Annotated in this window: 12 protein-coding genes and 3 tRNA genes; 13 read left to right on the top strand and 2 right to left on the bottom strand. The window is 37.9% G+C overall.

Translation table 11 applies throughout. The annotated features are described in order from the left end of the window. Positions 1–30 precede the first annotated feature (30 nt). The 7 genes from BSCG_RS16960 (at position 31) to BSCG_RS16990 (ending at position 7,150) form a co-directional block, all read left to right on the top strand. Entirely contained in the window at positions 31–1,014 is a 984-nt protein-coding gene (locus BSCG_RS16960; protein ID WP_004295974.1) for a vWA domain-containing protein, read from the top strand. Between the two features lie 45 nt (positions 1,015–1,059). Beyond that, positions 1,060–2,088, top strand: coding sequence for a VWA domain-containing protein (locus BSCG_RS16965; protein ID WP_004295973.1), 1,029 nt, complete (start codon positions 1,060–1,062; stop codon positions 2,086–2,088). Between the two features lie 8 nt (positions 2,089–2,096). Continuing rightward, on the top strand, positions 2,097–2,819 hold the full coding sequence (locus BSCG_RS16970) for a tetratricopeptide repeat protein (protein WP_008775674.1): 723 nt from the start codon (positions 2,097–2,099) through the stop codon (positions 2,817–2,819). Between the two features lie 31 nt (positions 2,820–2,850). After that, a complete protein-coding gene (locus BSCG_RS16975; protein WP_008775673.1) occupies positions 2,851–4,680 on the top strand; it encodes a BatD family protein in 1,830 nt (609 codons plus the stop codon). 18 nt (positions 4,681–4,698) lie between these two features. After that, positions 4,699–5,532 (top strand): tetratricopeptide repeat protein, encoded by an 834-nt coding sequence (locus BSCG_RS16980; protein ID WP_004295970.1) that lies wholly within the window; start codon positions 4,699–4,701, stop codon positions 5,530–5,532. Between the two features lie 128 nt (positions 5,533–5,660). Continuing rightward, positions 5,661–5,951: a hypothetical protein gene (locus BSCG_RS16985; RefSeq protein WP_004295969.1), complete on the top strand. Its 291-nt coding sequence runs from the start codon at positions 5,661–5,663 to the stop codon at positions 5,949–5,951. A 77-nt stretch (positions 5,952–6,028) separates the two neighbouring features. Beyond that, the gene (locus BSCG_RS16990) at positions 6,029–7,150 is read left to right on the top strand and encodes a universal stress protein (protein WP_004306068.1); all 1,122 of its coding nucleotides are present in this window, start codon (positions 6,029–6,031) and stop codon (positions 7,148–7,150) included. A gap of 239 nt (positions 7,151–7,389) precedes the next feature. On the opposite strand, the gene BSCG_RS16995 is transcribed toward BSCG_RS16990, so the two are convergent. Both BSCG_RS16995 and gyrA read right to left on the bottom strand, forming a co-directional pair. Further along, positions 7,390–8,604 carry a tetratricopeptide repeat protein gene (locus tag BSCG_RS16995; protein ID WP_004295966.1) on the bottom strand — a complete coding sequence of 405 codons (1,215 nt, stop codon included), beginning with the start codon at positions 8,602–8,604 and terminating at the stop codon, positions 7,390–7,392. A 32-nt stretch (positions 8,605–8,636) separates the two neighbouring features. Continuing rightward, positions 8,637–11,213 carry a DNA gyrase subunit A gene (gene gyrA / locus BSCG_RS17000; RefSeq protein WP_004295965.1) on the bottom strand — a complete coding sequence of 859 codons (2,577 nt, stop codon included), beginning with the start codon at positions 11,211–11,213 and terminating at the stop codon, positions 8,637–8,639. Between the two features lie 356 nt (positions 11,214–11,569). Here gyrA and BSCG_RS17005 point away from each other — a divergent pair, with 356 nt between their 5' ends. The 6 genes from BSCG_RS17005 (at position 11,570) to BSCG_RS17030 (ending at position 19,097) form a co-directional block, all read left to right on the top strand. Further along, the gene (locus tag BSCG_RS17005; protein WP_008775672.1) at positions 11,570–14,098 is read left to right on the top strand and encodes an ATP-dependent Clp protease ATP-binding subunit; all 2,529 of its coding nucleotides are present in this window, start codon (positions 11,570–11,572) and stop codon (positions 14,096–14,098) included. 134 nt (positions 14,099–14,232) lie between these two features. Further along, positions 14,233–16,278 (top strand): molecular chaperone HtpG, encoded by a 2,046-nt coding sequence (htpG, locus tag BSCG_RS17010; RefSeq protein ID WP_004306065.1) that lies wholly within the window; start codon positions 14,233–14,235, stop codon positions 16,276–16,278. A gap of 171 nt (positions 16,279–16,449) precedes the next feature. Then, the gene (locus BSCG_RS17015) at positions 16,450–18,747 is read left to right on the top strand and encodes a patatin-like phospholipase family protein (protein ID WP_004295962.1); all 2,298 of its coding nucleotides are present in this window, start codon (positions 16,450–16,452) and stop codon (positions 18,745–18,747) included. Positions 18,748–18,826: 79 nt separating this feature from the next. Continuing rightward, positions 18,827–18,900: transfer RNA gene (locus BSCG_RS17020), tRNA-Arg, on the top strand. A 20-nt stretch (positions 18,901–18,920) separates the two neighbouring features. Continuing rightward, a tRNA-Arg gene (locus tag BSCG_RS17025) sits at positions 18,921–18,994 on the top strand. A gap of 29 nt (positions 18,995–19,023) precedes the next feature. Continuing rightward, a tRNA-Arg gene (locus BSCG_RS17030) sits at positions 19,024–19,097 on the top strand. Positions 19,098–19,337: the final 240 nt, after the last annotated feature.

Genomic DNA, 19,337 nt, shown 5'->3' with positions numbered 1-19,337 from the left:
TAAATAGTAAACTGTTAAATCATAAATAAAATGGTTTTTGCCAATATTGAATATCTGTTTTTGCTATTATTGCTTATACCGTATATTGTATGGTATATCCTGAAGCAAAAGAAAAGTGAAGCAACTCTTCAAATTTCAGATGCCCGGGTATATGCGCATACACCTAAAAGTTATAAGAATTATTTGTTGCATGTTCCATTTCTATTACGTTGCCTTGCTTTAGTACTGGTTATTTTGGTTCTTGCACGCCCGCAAACTACTAATAAATGGCAGAACAGTGAGATAGAAGGAATTGATATTATGCTGGCTATCGACGTTTCTACCAGTATGCTGGCTGAAGACTTGAAGCCGAACAGACTGGAAGCTGCTAAAGACGTAGCTGCAGAGTTTATCAATGGACGTCCCAATGATAATATCGGTATTACATTATTTGCAGGAGAAACTTTCACCCAATGTCCGTTGACTGTAGACCATGCTGTATTGTTGGATATGATACATAATATCAAATGTGGTCTTATCACTGACGGTACTGCTGTCGGTATGGGTATTGCAAATGCTGTAACCCGCTTAAAAGATAGCAAAGCGAAATCCAAAGTTATTATCCTATTGACGGATGGTACAAATAACAAGGGAGATATTTCGCCTATGACAGCGGCAGAAATAGCAAAAAGCTTTGGTATTCGTGTATATACCATCGGAGTAGGTACCAATGGAATGGCTCCTTATCCTTATCCAGTCGGAAATACGGTGCAATATGTAAGTATGCCGGTAGAAATTGATGAAAAGACATTGACAGAGATTGCCGGAACGACAGATGGTAACTATTTCCGGGCTACGAGCAACTCGAAGCTTAAAGAAGTATATGAAGAAATTGATAAACTGGAAAAGACGAAACTGAATGTAAAAGAGTATAGTAAGCGGGACGAAGAATATCATTGGTTTGCTTTAGCAGCTTTCCTCTGTGTCTTGTTGGAAGTACTATTACGTAATTCGGTACTCAAGAAAATTCCATAAGGATGTTTGTCAATCGTTATTTGCCAATCATAAAATAGTAAGAAGATGTTTCGATTTGGAGAACCTACATATTTATATTTATTGTTGCTATTACCTTTTTTAGCAGCTTTCTACTTGTATTCCAATTACAAGAGGAGAAAGAATATCCGACGTTTCGGAGATCCGACTTTGTTGGCTCAGTTAATGCCTGACGTATCCAAATATCGTCCGGATGTAAAATTCTGGATTATTTTTGTTGCTATTGGTTTGTTCTCCGTATTACTGGCACGCCCTCAATTCGGTTCAAAACTGGAAACGGTTAAACGTAAGGGAGTAGAGGTAATTATTGCTTTGGACATTTCAAACTCTATGTTAGCGCAGGATGTACAGCCTAGCCGTTTAGAAAAAGCAAAAAGATTAATATCCAGGTTAGTAGATGAGCTTGATAATGATAAGGTAGGTATGATTGTATTTGCCGGTGACGCTTTTACACAGCTGCCAATTACAAGTGACTATATTTCCGCTAAGATGTTCTTAGAATCCATTAGTCCTTCCTTAATTTCTAAACAGGGTACAGCCATTGGGGAAGCAATCAATCTAGCAGCCCGTAGTTTCACCCCGCAAGAAGGGGTAGGACGCGCCATTATTGTTATTACTGATGGTGAAAATCATGAAGGTGGTGCAGTGGAAGCTGCTAAAGCTGCGGCAGAAAAGGGTATTCAGGTAAGTGTATTGGGAGTAGGTATGCCTGATGGTGCTCCAATACCGGTGGAAGGAACGAATGATTACCGCCGCGACCGGGAAGGTAATGTGATCGTTACCCGTTTGAATGAAGCTATGTGTCAGGAAATTGCAAAAGAAGGAAAAGGTATATATGTACGAGTAGATAATTCTAATTCAGCCCAAAAGGCCATCAATCAAGAAGTGAATAAAATGGCGAAGTCTGATGTAGAGTCGAAAGTATATACGGAGTTTAACGAACAATTCCAGGCTATTGCATGGGTTATTCTACTATTGTTATTGGCAGAAATCTTAATTCTGGATCGCAAAAATCCTTTATTTAAGAACATTCACCTGTTTTCTAATAAGAAATAGTTATACGTATGTTAAAAAGTAAATATATTCTATTCGCTGTATTTCTGTTAGCGGCAGCTGGTGTATCGGCTCAGAAAGCAGAACGCGACTATATCCGTAAGGGAAACCATCTGTTTAATGATAGCGTATTTGTTGATGCAGAGGTGAATTACCGGAAGGCCTTGGAAGCTAATCCCAAGTCTACGGTATCCATGTATAATCTGGGAAATACCCTTTCGCAACAGCAAAAGTTTCAGGATGCCATGGAACAATATGTATCAGCTAGCAAAATAGAAAAAGATAAAATGAAACTCGCCCATATTTATCACAATATGGGAGTAATTTTCCAGGCTGGTAAAGACTATGCCAAAGCTGTAGATGCATATAAAATGTCACTGCGTAATAATCCTACCGATCATGAAACCCGGTACAATTTGGCTCTCGCACAGAAAATGCTGAAAGACCAACAAAATCAGCAGAATCAAGATCAAAATCAGGACCAAAACAAAGATCAGCAAAAGCAAGATCAGAAACAGGACCAGAATAAAGACAAACAGAAGGATCAGAAACAAGATGAAAAGAAAGATCAGCAGCAACCACCGAAATCTGAAAAGAAACAAGACAATCAGATGTCAAAGGAGAATGCTGAACAATTACTGAACTCTGTCATGCAGGACGAAAAAGATGTGCAGGATAAAGTGAAGAAGCAACAAAAAGTTATGCAAGGCGGTCGCTTGGAAAAAGATTGGTAATATAAAGTTGATGATATAAATTTCATAAGCAATGAAAAAACTGATTATTATATTGATGGCATTGATAGCATATAGCACTCATGTGTTTGCTGATAAGGTGTCTTTTACTGCTTCTGCTCCTGATGCAGTGGTAGTAGGCGAACAATTCAGGCTGTCGTATATTGTAACTACACAAAAAGTGAAAGATTTTCGGGCACCATTAATCAAAGGTTTTGATGTATTGATGGGCCCAAGCCGTTCACAACAAAGTAGTACTCAAATAGTGAATGGTAATGTTACATCTACTAGTAGTATTACATTTACATACATATTAATGGCTAATAATGCCGGAGAATACACAATACCCGGTGCCTCCATTGTTGCCGATGGTGACCAAATGGTGTCAAACTCAGTAAAGATTAAAGTATTGCCACAAGATCAAGGTGGCAATAGCGGACAAAATAATAGCAGTAGTGGTTCTATACATTCCTCATCTGGTACAAGTGTCTCTAATCAGGACCTTTTTATTATGGCAAGTGCCAGTAAAACAAATGTGTATGAACAGGAGGCTTTTGTCCTGACCTATAAAATATACACCAGAGAATCCAACTTACAACTTAATAATGCGAAATTGCCCGACTTTAAAGGTTTCCATTCTCAAGAAATAGAAATGACAACCAATGCAAGATGGACTCCGGAGCATTATCAGGGACGTAATTACTATACAACGGTTTATCGCCAGTTTGTTCTCTTCCCGCAACAATCAGGAAAGCTATATATTGATCCGGCACAGTTCCAGATGACTATCGGAAAACCTGTGCAATCAGATGATCCTTTTGATGCCTTCTTCAATGGAGGAAGTAATGTCATTGAAATTAAAAAAAATATTTCCACTCCTAAGATAGCAATAAATGTCAATCCGCTTCCTACGGGTAAACCTGCAGATTTTTCAGGTGGAGTGGGAGAGTTCAATATATCTTCTTCTATCAACAGTAAGGAACTGAAAACCAATGATGCTATTACTATTAAACTGGTAATATCCGGTACAGGTAACCTGAAGTTGATTTCTAATCCGGAAATTAAATTCCCGGATGATTTTGAAGTATATGATCCCAAAGTAGACAATCAAGTCAGATTAACCCGGGAAGGACTCACAGGCAATAAAGTTATTGAATATTTAGCAATTCCGAGACATGCCGGAACATATAAGATTCCGGGAGTATCTTTCAGCTATTTTGATATTCGCTCCAAGTCTTACAAAACACTGAAAACAGAAGATTATGTAGTAAATGTTGAGAAAGGTGCAGGTAATGCGGATCAAGTAATTGCTAACTTCACGAATAAAGAGGACTTGAAAGTATTAGGTGAAGACATCCGTTATATCAAACAGAATGAAGTTACTCTCCAACCTAAAGGAAGTTTCTTCTATGGTTCAATGACATATTGGTTATTCTATATCATTCCGGCTCTTGCCTTTATTATTTTCTTTATTATTTATCGTAAGCAAGCTGCTGAAAATGCAAATGTTGCTAAAATGCGTACGAAGAAAGCAAATAAAGTGGCAACGAAGCGTATGAAGCTTGCAGGAAAATTACTCTCCGAAAATAAAAAAGATGCTTTCTACGATGAGGTATTAAAGGCATTGTGGGGATATATAAGTGACAAACTGAATATTCCGGTATCTCGTTTATCTAAAGATAATATTGAAGAGAAACTAAGAAATCACGGAGTAAATGAGGAACTAATCAAAGAATTCCTGAATGCATTGAATGATTGTGAATTTGCACGGTTTGCTCCAGGTGATGAGAATCAAGCTATGGATAAAGTTTATTCTTCTTCAATAGAAGTAATAAGCAAAATGGAGAATTCAATAAAACATTAACCCAGAAGAGATTATGTCATGAAAAAGATATTATTTTTTATATTATTATCAATGTCGCTTACTTGTTTCGGACAAGATTCGTTAAGCATTGATACTAGACAAACGAATGGAGTTGATTCTATCCACGCTTCGCATACCACATTTTCCAGTAATACACTGGAAGATGCAACAAAAGCTGAAGGAGATTCCGCATATATAAAAGAAGATTATGCAGCAGCTATTCAGATATATGAAGCATTACTGAAAAATGGAGAAGCTGCCGACGTCTATTACAATCTGGGAAATAGTTATTATAAAATAGGGGAGATAGCGAAAGCTGTTTTAAATTATGAGCGTGCTCTGCTATTACAACCAGGAAATGGTGACATCCGTGCTAATCTTGAAGTGGCACGTGCAAAAACAATAGACAAGGTTGAACCTGTTCCTGAAGTATTCTTTGTTTCATGGATCAAATCTCTGACAAATAGTATGAGTGTAGATGCATGGGCCACATGGGGTATTGTCTCCTTTATTCTATTGATTATCGCTTTCTATTTCTTTATATTCTCCAAACAGATTATGTTAAAGAAAATAGGATTCATATCAGGAATCATTTTGCTGATTGTCACTGTTTGCTCTAATCTTTTTGCTTCGCAACAAAAAGAGCATTTGGTTAATCGAAGTGAGGCGATAGTAATGAATCCGAGTGTAACAGTACGAAGTACTCCAAGTGAGAGTGGGACTAGCTTGTTTATTCTCCATGAAGGGAGAAAGGTAAGTGTCAAAGACAACTCTATGAAAGAATGGAAAGAAATTCGACTGGAAGATGGAAAAGTCGGGTGGGTACCTGCTTCTGCTATCGAGGTGATATAAAGGTCATTAATAGATTTTATATATTCAAGAAAAAAAGATAAGCAAATAATTTGTTTTATCTTTTTTTTTGCTTAAGTTTATAGCGTGATAAAAAAATCACATAGTATTAACCATTAAATTTATGAGACATGAGAACAATAACGTTTAATGAACTTCGTAAAATTAAAGATTCATTGCCTAGCGGTAGCATGCATAGAATAGCAGACGAACTTGGTTTGCACGTAGATACAGTGCGAAACTTCTTCGGAGGACACAATTTCAAGGAGGGAAAAAGCGTCGGAATACATCTCGAGCCCGGTCCAGATGGTGGGCTTGTAATGTTGGATGACACGACCGTTCTTGATCGGGCTTTAAAAATCCTAGATGAATTGAATATGAGTATGCAAAAAGAACAGGCTACCGAATCTGTGCAAGTTTAAAATATAACAAACTGAATCCCAATTGTTTGATTCAATTGGGATTTCTTATTTGTTTTCACCTTATAAAATGTACATTTATGGAAGACAAATTAGTAACCCTGGCCATTCTGACATACACCAAAGCGCAGATCTTAAAGAATGTCTTGGAAAATGAAGGTATAGAAACCTACATTCATAACGTTAATCAAATACAACCGGTTGTTTCATCGGGAGTGCGTTTACGAATTAAAGAAAGCGATCTGCCACGTGCTTTGAAAATAACAGAAAGTTCTACATGGCTGTCTGAAAGTATAGTGGGAGAGAAGGAGCCCAAAGTAAAAGATAAATCAAATAAGATTTTAATTCCCGTCGACTTCTCTAATTATTCGATGAAAGCATGTGAATTTGCATTCAACCTGGCAAAAACAGAAAATGCAGAAGTCATCCTGTTGCATGTCTATTTCACGCCTATTTATGCATCGTCGTTGCCTTATGGGGATGTTTTCAATTACCAGATTGGAGATGAAGAATCTGTAAAAACGATTATCCAAAAAGTCCATTCTGATCTCAATGCTTTATCAGAGAAGATAAAAGAAAAAGTTGCATCAGGCGAATTTCCCAACGTTAAATATAGCTGCATCTTACGTGAAGGTATTCCAGAGGAGGAAATCTTAAGATATGCTAAAGAACAGCGTCCTATGGTTATCATTATGGGTACCCGAGGCAAAAATCAGAAAGACATTGATTTAATTGGCAGTGTAACCGCTGAAGTTATTGACAGGAGTCGCACGGCTGTATTGGCTATTCCGGAAAATACACCATTTAAACAGTTTAGTGAAGCAAAACGGATTGCCTTTATTACCAATTTTGATCAAAGAGATCTAATTGCTTTCGAGGCATTCTTTAATACTTGGAAATCATTCCATTTTTCTGTATCTTTGATACACCTTACAGATTCTAAAGATACCTGGAATGAAATAAAACTAGCAGGTATAAAAGAATATTTTCACAAGCAATATCCGGGGCTTGAAATTCATTATGACGTAGTGATGAATGATAATTTATTAAAAGGACTTGATCAGTATATCAAAGATAATCATATAGATATAATCACTTTGACTTCTTACAAAAGGAATATATTTGCTCGATTATTTAATCCAAGTATTGCCAGAAAAATGATTTTCCATTCAGATACACCATTGCTTGTTATTAACAGCTGATCAAATCAGGCAAAAAATGAGCATCCAAGAAGGGAATAATAAATATTATGTTTAATAGAAAAAGGAGTAATATAATGACCTTACTCCTTTTTCTATTTTTATTTAAATGAAGAAATTTACCTGTTCCACTCAAGTCCATATCAAATATAAGATTTTTCAATTACTACTTTAAACTATTGAATAAAAAAAAGAAGACTACTATTTCTAATAGCCTTCTTATATTTTTTCAGAAAACGATCTTACTTCATCATCTTATCGATTTCTTCGAATTCAGGTCCCATATTCAAGTTATAGTAAACTCTGTAAAGACCTTGCAACCATAAATCTTGTTGATCGGGTTTTAAAGCTCTGGCTTTTTCATAGAATGGTTTAGCTTCTTCGTAGAATTTCTTAACCACAGCTTGTGCTTCAGCGTACTTAGGATCATTGATATCTGTTGTTGCTTTATCAGCATAATCCTGTGCTTTCATCAAATATACCAAACCTACATTAGAGTATGCTTCTGCATATTCCGGATCAGCAGCAATAGCTTTTTTGTAGTATTCGATTGCATTATCATATTCTTTCATATTATGATAAAGATATGCTTTTACATACAAATACAACTTGTTATTCGGATCATTAGCTAACATTCTATCAGCAAACTCCATAGCTTTAGAAGCTTGATTAGAGCTATTATAATAATCAACCAAATTAGCGAAGAAATAATCATTTCCAGGGAACTTAAGGATACCCTCTTCCAAAGACTTAATCCATGCAGCAGTATCACCTTTAGCTTTATAAGCATCAGCCATCAATTGCATTGCAAATTTACCTCCATCTTTATCGGATAAAGCCATAGGAGCATATTTAATGATCGCATCTTTATCACCTACTCTATCAGCAGCTAATGTTGCATAATAAGCAATTTGCGGAAGAAGAGTATCGTTTTTAGCCAATTCTTTATCAGCTAACATCGGATAAGAAGCTGACTCTACATAGGTTGCAAAGAACTTCAAAGCCTCTTTATTCTTGTCCAGGTTGAAATACTGAATACCACCATTAATCAAATTAGGACGTTCAGCCAACATACTGGAAGCATTAGCCTTCCGATATTTGTTTTTAACTTTTCCCTTTTCATTAGGTATTTCCGCTAATTCATCACACTTATTATAGTACTCATACATTTTCAGAATACTATTGTATACTTTCAATGTATCATACGGTTTCTTCAAAAAAGCATTTTTCATTTGCTCCTCGTTGATACGTCTCTGAATAAATCCAGCAACGTCCCATGTGTCAGCAAGATCCTTCGTTTCAGGATTCTTCATAGCCTCCTTAATAAGCTGTTCAGCCTGCTTAAAATTAGGTTTTACGTCATTAGCCATACTCTTTGCTTCCTTCACATTCTTCATCTGAGCGAATGAGAAGCTAACAGCCATCAATAAAACCATAGAAAATAATACTCTTTTCATGATTGTTGTTTGATTAATTATTAATATTATGTCTATTCCTCAATTTCGTTATTGCTTTCGTTTTCATTTACGTCCGCTGCATCATCAATATCAGGAACATCAGCATTCGGATCACTCACGATTGTACCCTCTGCCTCTTCTGCCGGAATTTCATCTTCAAGACTTTCTGTCATAACCTTACATACCGAACCAATCTGGTCGTTACGTTTTTCAAGATTTATCAGACGAACGCCTTGAGTAGCACGGCCCATTATACGAACATCCGCTACCTTCAAACGAATAGTGATACCAGACTTATTGATAATCATCAAGTCATTTTCATCGGTTACCGACTTGATTGTTACCAACTTACCTGTCTTTTCGGTAATATTCATGGTCTTCACACCCTTACCTCCACGGTTCGTTTTACGATAGTCTTCAATTTCAGAACGTTTACCATATCCTTGTTCGGAAACTACCATTACAGATTCTGTCTCCAAATCTTTGATACAAATCATTCCTACTACTTCATCCTGACCATCATTATCCAACGTAATACCACGTACACCTGTTGCTGTACGTCCCATTACACGAACTGCTGCCTCATGGAAACGAATTGCACGACCATTGCGGTTTGCAATGATGATTTCATTATTTCCATTCGTCATACGAACTTCAATTACGCTATCATCTTCGCGGATAGTTATAGCATTTACACCATTCTGACGAGGACGAGAATACTGTTCAAGCAATGTCTTCTTTATTACACCTTTCTTAGTACAGAATAATACATAGTGGCTATTGATAAACTCGGAATCCTCTAAACTCTTCACACGCAAGTATGCAGTTACATTATCATCCGAATCAATATTCAACAAGTTCTGAATAGCACGGCCCTTAGAATTCTTCGTTCCTTCAGGTATTTCATATACTTTCAGCCAATAACACTTACCCTTTTGTGTAAAGAACATCATGGTATTGTGCATGGTAGCAGGATAAATATGCTCTACAAAGTCTTCATCACGGGTTTCCGTACCTTTCGAACCTACTCCACCACGATTTTGTGCACGGAATTCGGTCAACGGTGTACGTTTAATATAACCCATATGAGAAATTGTAATAATCATCTGATCATCTGCATAGAAGTCTTCCGGATTAAATTCTTCTGAAGAATAAACAATTTCAGAGCGACGTACATCTCCATATTTCGCTTTGACTTCTAACAATTCCTCTTTCATTACCCGACGACATACTTCATCATCAGCCAGAATACTTTCCAAATAAGCTATCTGCTTCATTATTTCTTCGTATTCCGCATGAAGCTGATCCTGCATCAGACCGGTTAACTGACGCAAACGCATTTCTACAATTGCACGAGCCTGAATTTCTGTCAGGTTAAATCGCTCAATCAAGCCTGTTATTGCGTCATTCGGAGTTTTTGCAGCACGAATGATACGAATTACTTCATCAATATTATCTGAAGCAATAATCAAACCTTCAAGAATGTGCGCACGCTCTTTCGCCTTACGAAGATCGAACTGAGTACGACGAATAACAACTTCGTGTCTATGCTCTATGAAATATTTAATTAAATCTCTTAGATTCAACGTTTTTGGACGTCCATGAACCAAAGCCACATTGTTAACACCAAAAGAGGTCTGCAAAGCTGTCATTTTATAGAGTTTATTCAACACTACACTTGCATTTGCATCACGTTTTATGTCAATAACAATACGCATACCATCACGGTCAGACTCATCGTTGGCATTTGAGATACCTTCTATCTTCTTATCATTTACAAGATCAGCAATATATTTAATCAGTTCGGCCTTATTTACATTATAAGGAATCTCTGTTATTACGATCTTGTCATGTGTTTGTCCGCTTTCAATTTCAGCTTTCGCACGCATAATTACACGTCCGCGACCTGTCAAATATGCTTCGCGTACACCACTCACACCATATATATATCCGCCAGTAGGGAAATCCGGTGCTTTAACAAATTCCATCAGTTCCTCTACCGTAATTTCCGGATTATCAATATATGCATCACATGCTTCAATCACTTCCGAAAGATTATGAGGAGGCATATTGGTAGCCATACCAACAGCAATACCGGATGCTCCGTTCACCAGAAGGTTCGGGATACGCGTCGGCATCACCTTAGGTTCCACCAGCGTATTATCAAAGTTTGGCTCAAAATCAACGGTTTCCTTATACAGGTCATCCATCATTGCTTCACCCAACTTATTGAGACGAGCTTCTGTATAACGCATAGCAGCAGGGCTATCACCATCCACAGAACCAAAGTTTCCCTGTCCATCTACCAAAGGATAACGCATTGCCCATTCCTGCGCCATACGTACCATTGCAAAATAAACAGAAGAATCCCCATGAGGATGATACTTACCAAGTACCTCACCCACGATTCTCGCTGACTTTTTATAAGGTTTGTCTGAAGTATTGCCTAATTCCATCATTCCGTATAAAATTCTACGGTGAACAGGCTTAAATCCATCTCTAACATCCGGAAGGGCACGCGAAACGATGACCGACATGGAGTAGTCAATGTACGATGACTTCATTTCCTCCTCGATGTTAATCTTTATAATTCTGTCTTGTTCAAGCATTTAAAATGATTATTAATTATACATTCTACGGTTTGTGAAAAACCACGCTAAAGTACTACTTTTCCCCGATATACGAAAGTTTTTAGAAAGAAAGTTTTATCATGACCGGGACGATAACCCGCCAAACTTTAAAATACAAAAATAAAAAGATAAAAACGATAAATATAATATGGAAAGATAAATAACATCGGTAAAAAAGAGCCTATTATTTGTTATACCTTATATATATAATACAAATACACTGTTTTTATGGCACGCCATTTGTAGATATAAGAAATAAAGCAAATATTGCAATACAAACTTGATTAAATGCGTATATTTGCCAGTGAATAACCCTTAGAAGAAAAGGAAAAAGTATGAATAATCAATTCTCACAAAGAGTTTCCGACATTATCGTCTATAGTAAGGAAGAAGCGAATCGGTTGAGAAGTAGGTATATAGGTCCCGAACACCTGCTTCTGGGAATACTCCGTGACGGTGAAGGAAAAGCTATCGAGATATTGTCTAAACTCAACACCAATCTGGCTGCTATAAAGCAACAGATTGAAGCTCAGCTGAAGGCAGAAGCTGATGAAATGTTATTGCCTGATGCAGAGGTGCCGTTATCTAATGATGCGGCAAAGATATTAAAAATGTGTATTTTAGAAGCTCGTGGAATGAAAAGTAACATCGCTGATACAGAACATGTATTATTGGCTATTTTAAGAGAAAAAAACAATATGGCGGCTTCCGTACTTGAAGCAAACGATATAAACTACGTGAAAGTACTGGAGCAAGCTACATTGCAGCCGGATATCAATTCCGGCATGGGCTTTTCGGAAGACGATGAGGATGACGAAGAAATGTCTTCTCCTCGTTCCGGCAGAGGTGGCTCGGATGAACGCCAACAGGCACAAACCGCTTCCAAGAAGCCGTCTAATGATACGCCGGTACTTGACAATTTCGGTACTGACATGACAAAAGCGGCAGAAGAAGGACGGTTGGATCCTGTTGTGGGCAGAGAAAGAGAAATCGAACGTTTAGCGCAGATATTAAGTCGACGCAAAAAGAATAACCCAATTCTGATTGGTGAACCCGGTGTAGGAAAATCAGCGATTGTTGAAGGTCTTGCATTGAGAATCATTCAGAAAAAGGTTTCGCGTATCCTGTTTGATAAACGAGTCGTTGCTCTTGACATGACTGCTGTTGTGGCAGGAACAAAGTACCGTGGACAATTTGAAGAACGTATCCGTTCCATTCTCAATGAATTGCAGAAGAATCCGAATGTTATATTATTCATTGATGAAATTCACACGATTGTAGGCGCAGGCTCTGCGGCAGGCTCTATGGATGCCGCCAATATGCTAAAGCCAGCATTGGCAAGAGGAGAAATACAATGTATCGGTGCCACCACTCTTGATGAATATCGTAAGAATATTGAGAAAGATGGCGCATTGGAACGTCGTTTCCAAAAAGTAATTGTAGAACCGACTACTGCTGCCGAAACTCTGCAGATTTTGCGTAATATCAAGGATAAGTATGAAGATCATCACAATGTGTATTATACAGATGAAGCATTGGAAGCATGTGTCAAGCTGACAGACCGCTATATCACAGATCGTAATTTCCCTGATAAAGCCATTGATGCTTTAGATGAAGCCGGCTCACGTGTACATCTTACTAATGTCAATGTACCCAAAGAGATAGAAGAACAGGAAAAGCTGATCGAAGAAGCTAAAAACAAGAAAAATGAAGCCGTAAAATCGCAGAATTTTGAACTTGCAGCCAGCTTCCGTGATAAAGAGAAAGAACTTTCTATCCAATTGGATGAGATGAAAAAAGAATGGGAAGCCAATCTAAAAGAAAACAGGCAAACTGTTGATGCAGAAGAAATTGCCAATGTTATCTCAATGATGTCAGGCATTCCAGTACAACGAATGGCACAGGCCGAAGGCATCAAGCTAGCAGGTATGAAAGAAGATTTGCAAGCTAAAGTCATCGCACAAGACACAGCTATAGAAAAGCTGGTCAAAGCCATTTTGCGAAGCCGTGTAGGACTCAAAGATCCTAATAAGCCCATTGGCACGTTTATGTTCTTAGGTCCGACAGGAGTTGGTAAAACTCACCTAGCAAAAGAGTTGGCCAAGTATATGTTCGGTTCTGCCGATGCACTGATTCGTATTGATATGAGTGAATATATGGAAAAGTTCACTGTTTCACGCTTGGTTGGGGCACCTCCGGGATACGTAGGATATGAAGAAGGTGGCCAGCTGACAGAAAAAGTGCGCCGTAAACCATACTCTATTGTATTGCTTGATGAAATAGAAAAAGCACATCCGGATGTATTCAATATCCTGCTTCAGGTAATGGATGAGGGTCGTCTGACTGACAGTTATGGCAGAATGGTAGATTTCAAAAATACCGTTATTATCATGACTTCCAATATCGGAACCCGCCAACTGAAAGAATTTGGACGTCGTGTTGGTTTTGCGACACAAAGCCGCCTGGATGATAAAGAATTCTCGCGAAGTGTTATACAAAAAGCTCTAAATAAATCATTCGCGCCTGAATTCATCAATCGTGTAGATGAGATTATCACGTTTGATCAACTTTCTCTGGAAGCGATAACAAAGATTATAGACATAGAGCTAAAAGGATTGTACGATAGAATAGAATCTATTGGTTACAAGCTTGTTATTGAAGATAAGGCGAAAGAATTCATCGCTAGCAAGGGATATGACATACAATATGGCGCCCGTCCTTTGAAGCGCGCAATTCAAACCTATCTGGAGGATGGTTTATCCGAGCTCATCATTTCCTCGTCTTTAAAAGAGGGAGATACTATTCAAGTAACCCTTAATGAAGAAAAAGGCGAATTGGAGATGAAAGTTGTTTCTCCGGAATAGAGTTATTTCCTGAATAAGAAAATAATTTAATATGCCATAATGTCAGACCTTCGGGTCTGGCATTTTTTTTGTCTCTGTATGGACAAATATCAATTAAAATTAATCAATAGATAAACTAAAAAAATATACGTATTATGCAAAAAGGTAATATTGGGGTTACAACAGAAAACATTTTCCCTATCATTAAAAAGTTTTTGTACAGTGACCATGAAATTTTTCTGCGCGAGTTAGTATCCAATGCGGTAGATGCCACTCAGAAGCTGAATACGCTTGCTTCTATTGGCGAATTCAAAGGTGAACTGGGTGACTTAACTGTTCACGTTGAATTAGGCAAAGATACTATTACCATTTCTGACCGTGGTATCGGTTTGACTGCAGAAGAAATAGAGAAGTACATCAATCAAATAGCTTTCTCTGGAGCTAATGACTTCCTGGAGAAGTATAAGAACGATGCAAATGCCATTATCGGACATTTCGGACTTGGCTTCTACTCTGCCTTTATGGTTGCAAAGAAAGTGGAGATTATCACTAAATCATACAGAGACGATGCAAAAGCCGTAAAATGGACTTGTGATGGCAGCCCTGAATTCACTATTGAAGAAATAGAAAAAGCCGACCGTGGATCAGATATCATCTTATACATTGATGACGACTGCAAAGAATTCCTCGAAGAAGCACGTATCTCCGAACTTCTGAAGAAATATTGCAGCTTCCTTCCTGTTCCTATTGCATTTGGAAAAAAGAAAGAATGGAAAGACGGCAAACAGGTAGAAACGGCTGAAGATAATATAATCAATGATACCACTCCTTTGTGGACACGCAAACCTAGCGAACTTTCGGATGAAGATTACAAATCATTCTATAGCAAGCTATATCCGATGTCTGATGAACCACTCTTCTGGATTCACCTGAATGTGGATTATCCATTCCATCTGACTGGTATTCTCTACTTCCCGAAGGTAAAGAGCAATATAGAATTAAATAAGAACAAGATTCAGTTATATTGCAATCAAGTATATGTAACAGACTCTGTTGAAGGCATTGTACCAGACTTTCTGACTTTGTTACATGGAGTAATAGATTCTCCGGATATTCCGTTGAACGTTTCCCGTTCATACTTGCAAAGCGACTCAAACGTGAAGAAGATTTCAACTTATATCACCAAGAAAGTTTCCGACCGTTTACAGTCTATATTCAAGAATGATCGTAAGCAGTTTGAAGAAAAGTGGAACGACTTGAAAATATTTATCAATTATGGAATGCTCACACAAGAGGATTTCTATGATAAAGCGCAAAAATTCGCCCTTTTCACCGATACAAATGACAAACATTACACATTCGAGGAATATCAGACCCTTATTAAAGATAACCAGACAGACAAAGATGGAAATCTAATCTATCTGTATGCAAATAACAAGGACGAACAATACAGCTATATTGAGGCTGCAACCAATAAAGGCTATAATGTCTTGCTCATGGATGGCCAGTTAGATGTAGCTATGGTAAGTATGTTGGAGCAAAAGCTTGAGAAATCCCGTTTCACCCGTGTAGACAGTGATGTTGTTGACAATCTGATTGTAAAAGAAGACAAGAAAGGTGAAACTCTGGAAGCCAACAAACAAGATGCAATCACAACAGCCTTCAAGAGCCAATTGCCTAAAATGGATAAGGTTGAATTCAATGTGATGACGCAAGCGTTGGGAGAAAATTCGGCTCCGGTCATGATTACTCAAAGCGAATATATGCGTCGTATGAAAGAAATGGCAAATATTCAAGCCGGAATGAGCTTCTACGGCGAAATGCCTGACATGTTCAATCTGATCCTGAATTCAGACCACAAGTTGATAAAACAAGTATTGAATGAAGAAGAGAATGCCTGTCAAGCAGAAGTAGCTCCGATACTCTCCGAAATGGATAACGTCAACAAACAACGTAATGAGTTGAAAGACAAACAGAAGGATAAAAAGGAAGAAGACATCCCAACAGCTGAAAAAGATGAATTAAACGATCTCGACAAGAAGTGGGATGATCTGAAAAGCAAGAAAGAAGCTATCTTTATCGGCTATGCAAGCAATAACAAAGTTATCCGCCAGCTTATCGATCTGGCCTTACTTCAAAACAATATGTTAAGAGGTGAAGCTTTGAATAACTTCGTAAAACGTAGCATTGAGCTGATTTAATATCGCCCCTTTAAACATTACACATACTTCAAGAAAGAGCATTCAACGTTAAATACACGTTGTAATGCTCTTTTTCAATTTAAAACGATCGGCAAAATATCGATTAATTGAAAAGTATTGTATATATTTGAACACTTAATAGACAAAAAATTCAATTGTTTGATTTGGGTTATGAGAAAGATTTTTTTAGTGTTCATTACTTTATGGCTGATTATCCCGGCTATCCATGCCCAAAAAGTAGGACTTGTATTAAGCGGTGGTGGCGCCAAAGGAATGACGCACATCGGCATCATTCGCGCATTGGAAGAAAACAACATCCCTATTGACTACATTGCTGGTACTTCCATGGGAGCCATTATCGGCTCCTTGTATGCCATGGGATACTCTCCTGATGACATGGTAGAACTACTCAAATCGGAGGACTTTAAACGATGGTATTCCGGAGAAGTGGAAGAGAAATACGTATATCATTTCAAAAAGAATCTTCCCACTCCCGAATTTTTCAATATTCGTTTTTCATTCAAAGATTCACTGAAGAGTTTAAAACCTCAATTCCTGCCTACCAGTGTTGTCAACCCGATTCAAATGAATCTCGTGTTTGTTGACCTATATGCACGTGCTACGGCCGCTTGTAAGGGAGATTTTGATAAACTTTTTGTTCCTTTCCGTTGCATTGCGTCCGATGTGTACAATAAAAAACAGTTAGTCATGAAGGAAGGAGATTTAGGAGATGCCGTCAGAGCTTCCATGAGCTTCCCTTTCATGTTTAAACCCATTGAAATAGACAATGTACTGGCCTACGATGGAGGTATCTATAATAACTTTCCCACGGACGTCATGAGAGATGATTTTCATCCGGATGTCATTATAGGAAGCGTTGTATCCACCAATCCCACTAAACCCAAGGAAAATGACCTCATGAGTCAAATTGAGAATATGGTGATGCAGAAAACCGACTATTCTATTCCGGACTCTATGGGGATTTTAATGACATTCAAATATGACAACGTCAACCTGATGGATTTTCAACGCATCGACGAATTACACGATATAGGATATAATCGAACCATCAGCATGATGGATTCTATCAAAAGCCGTATCCATCGGCGTGTGAATCTGGACAATATTCGTTTAAGGAGAATGGTATACCGTAGTAATTTCCCGGAACTACGTTTTAAAAATATCATCATTGATGGAGCTAATCCACAACAACAGGCATATATGAAGAAAGAATTTCATAAGTCGGATAACAAAGAATTCACCTATGAAGATTTAAAGCAAGGTTATTTTCGATTGCTATCAGATAAAATGATTTCAGAAATCATACCGCATGCAATTTATAATCCGGAAGATGACACCTATGATCTGCATTTAAAAGTCAAACTGGAAAACAACTTTGCTGTACGGCTGGGAGGTAACATATCCACCTCCAATTCGAATCAGATCTACCTGGGACTTAGTTATCAGGACTTAAACTACTATGCCAAAGAGTTTATTCTTGACGGGCAACTTGGAAAGGTATATAACAACGTGCAATTTATGGCAAAAATAGACTTTGCCACTGCCATTCCTACCTCGTATCGTCTTATAGGTTCGATCAGTACTTTCGACTATTTTAAGAAGGACAAACTTTTTTCGCGAAATAACAAACCGGCCTTTAACCAGAAAGACGAACGTTTCTTGAAATTACAGGTTGGATTACCTTTCCTTTCGAGCAAGCGAGCAGAGTTTGGAGTAGGAATTGCAAGAATAGAGGATAAATATTTTCAAAAAAGTGTCATTGACTTCGGAAATGACAAATTTGATAAAAGCCGCTATGATTTATTTGGTGGATCAATTAGTTTTAATGGAAGTACTCTTAATTCCAAACAATATCCTACACGTGGATACAGAGAAGCCCTTGTAGCCCAGATTTTCGTTGGAAAAGAACGATTCTATCCGGGCGAAGGAAGTACGACCAGTAACAACAAAGATCATCACTCCTGGCTGCAATTATCTTATATGAAAGAGAAATATCATAATATGAGTGAACATTGGGTTTTAGGATGGTATTTGAAAGCCCTGTATGCCTCCAAAAACTTCTCCGAGAACTATACGGCCACAATGATGCAAGCTGGAGAGTTTTCTCCTACATTACATAGCAAATTGACTTACAACGAAGCCTTTCGTGCCAATCAATTTGTCGGAGCCGGCATTCGGCCTATTTACCGTTTAAGCCAGATGTTCCATCTTCGGGGAGAATTTTATGGTTTTATGCCTATTTATCCAATCGAAAAAAACTCGTTGAATAAAGCATATTACGGAAAAGCTTTCTCCAAGTTTGAATATTTAGGAGAAATTTCTGTTGTATGTCAATTGCCTTTTGGAGATATCTCTGCATATGTAAATCATTATAGCTCACCGAAAAGGGAGTGGAATGTCGGACTAAGTATAGGTTTACAACTATTCAATTATCGGTTCATAGAATAATTTTCTACAAAAAAAGTCGGTGAAAAGCTTGCTAATTCGGGAAAAGTCCGTATCTTTGCACCCGTTAAAACAAAATAACGGTCGCGTAGCTCAACTGAATAGAGTAGCTGACTACGGATCAGCCGGTTACAGGTTTGAATCCTGTCGCGATCACTTTTTTGAATTAACAGAATGGCCGCGTAGCTCAACTGAATAGAGTAGCTGACTACGGATCAGCCGGTTACAGGTTTGAATCCTGTCGCGGTCACTGAAAAATTTACAAGTTATATTATTTGAGGTCGCGTAGCTCAACTGAATAGAGTAGCTGACTACGGATCAGCCGGTTACAGGTTTGAATCCTGTCGCGATCACAAAATCCTCTGCATTTGATGCGGAGGATTTTTATTTTCTCCCATTTCATCGAAGAAATTAGCTATAACTAAACTAAAAAGATTCAAAAGTCAGTCATTATAAACAAGCGATACATCCCCTCATATCTTTTATTTTCAATTCCCTCTTCACCTTCACCTTTCTTCCGGGCTCCCTATAAATAAGTCGTTTACGGGTGAAGGGCAACTCTTACACAGCCTTTTTCACCTGTTTGGAAATGT

Source organism: Bacteroides sp. 2_2_4 (assembly GCF_000157055.1).
Lineage (GTDB): Bacteria > Bacteroidota > Bacteroidia > Bacteroidales > Bacteroidaceae > Bacteroides > Bacteroides ovatus.
The sequence above is the reverse complement of the archived record's forward strand: the minus strand, read 5'-3'. Positions and strand labels throughout refer to the sequence as shown.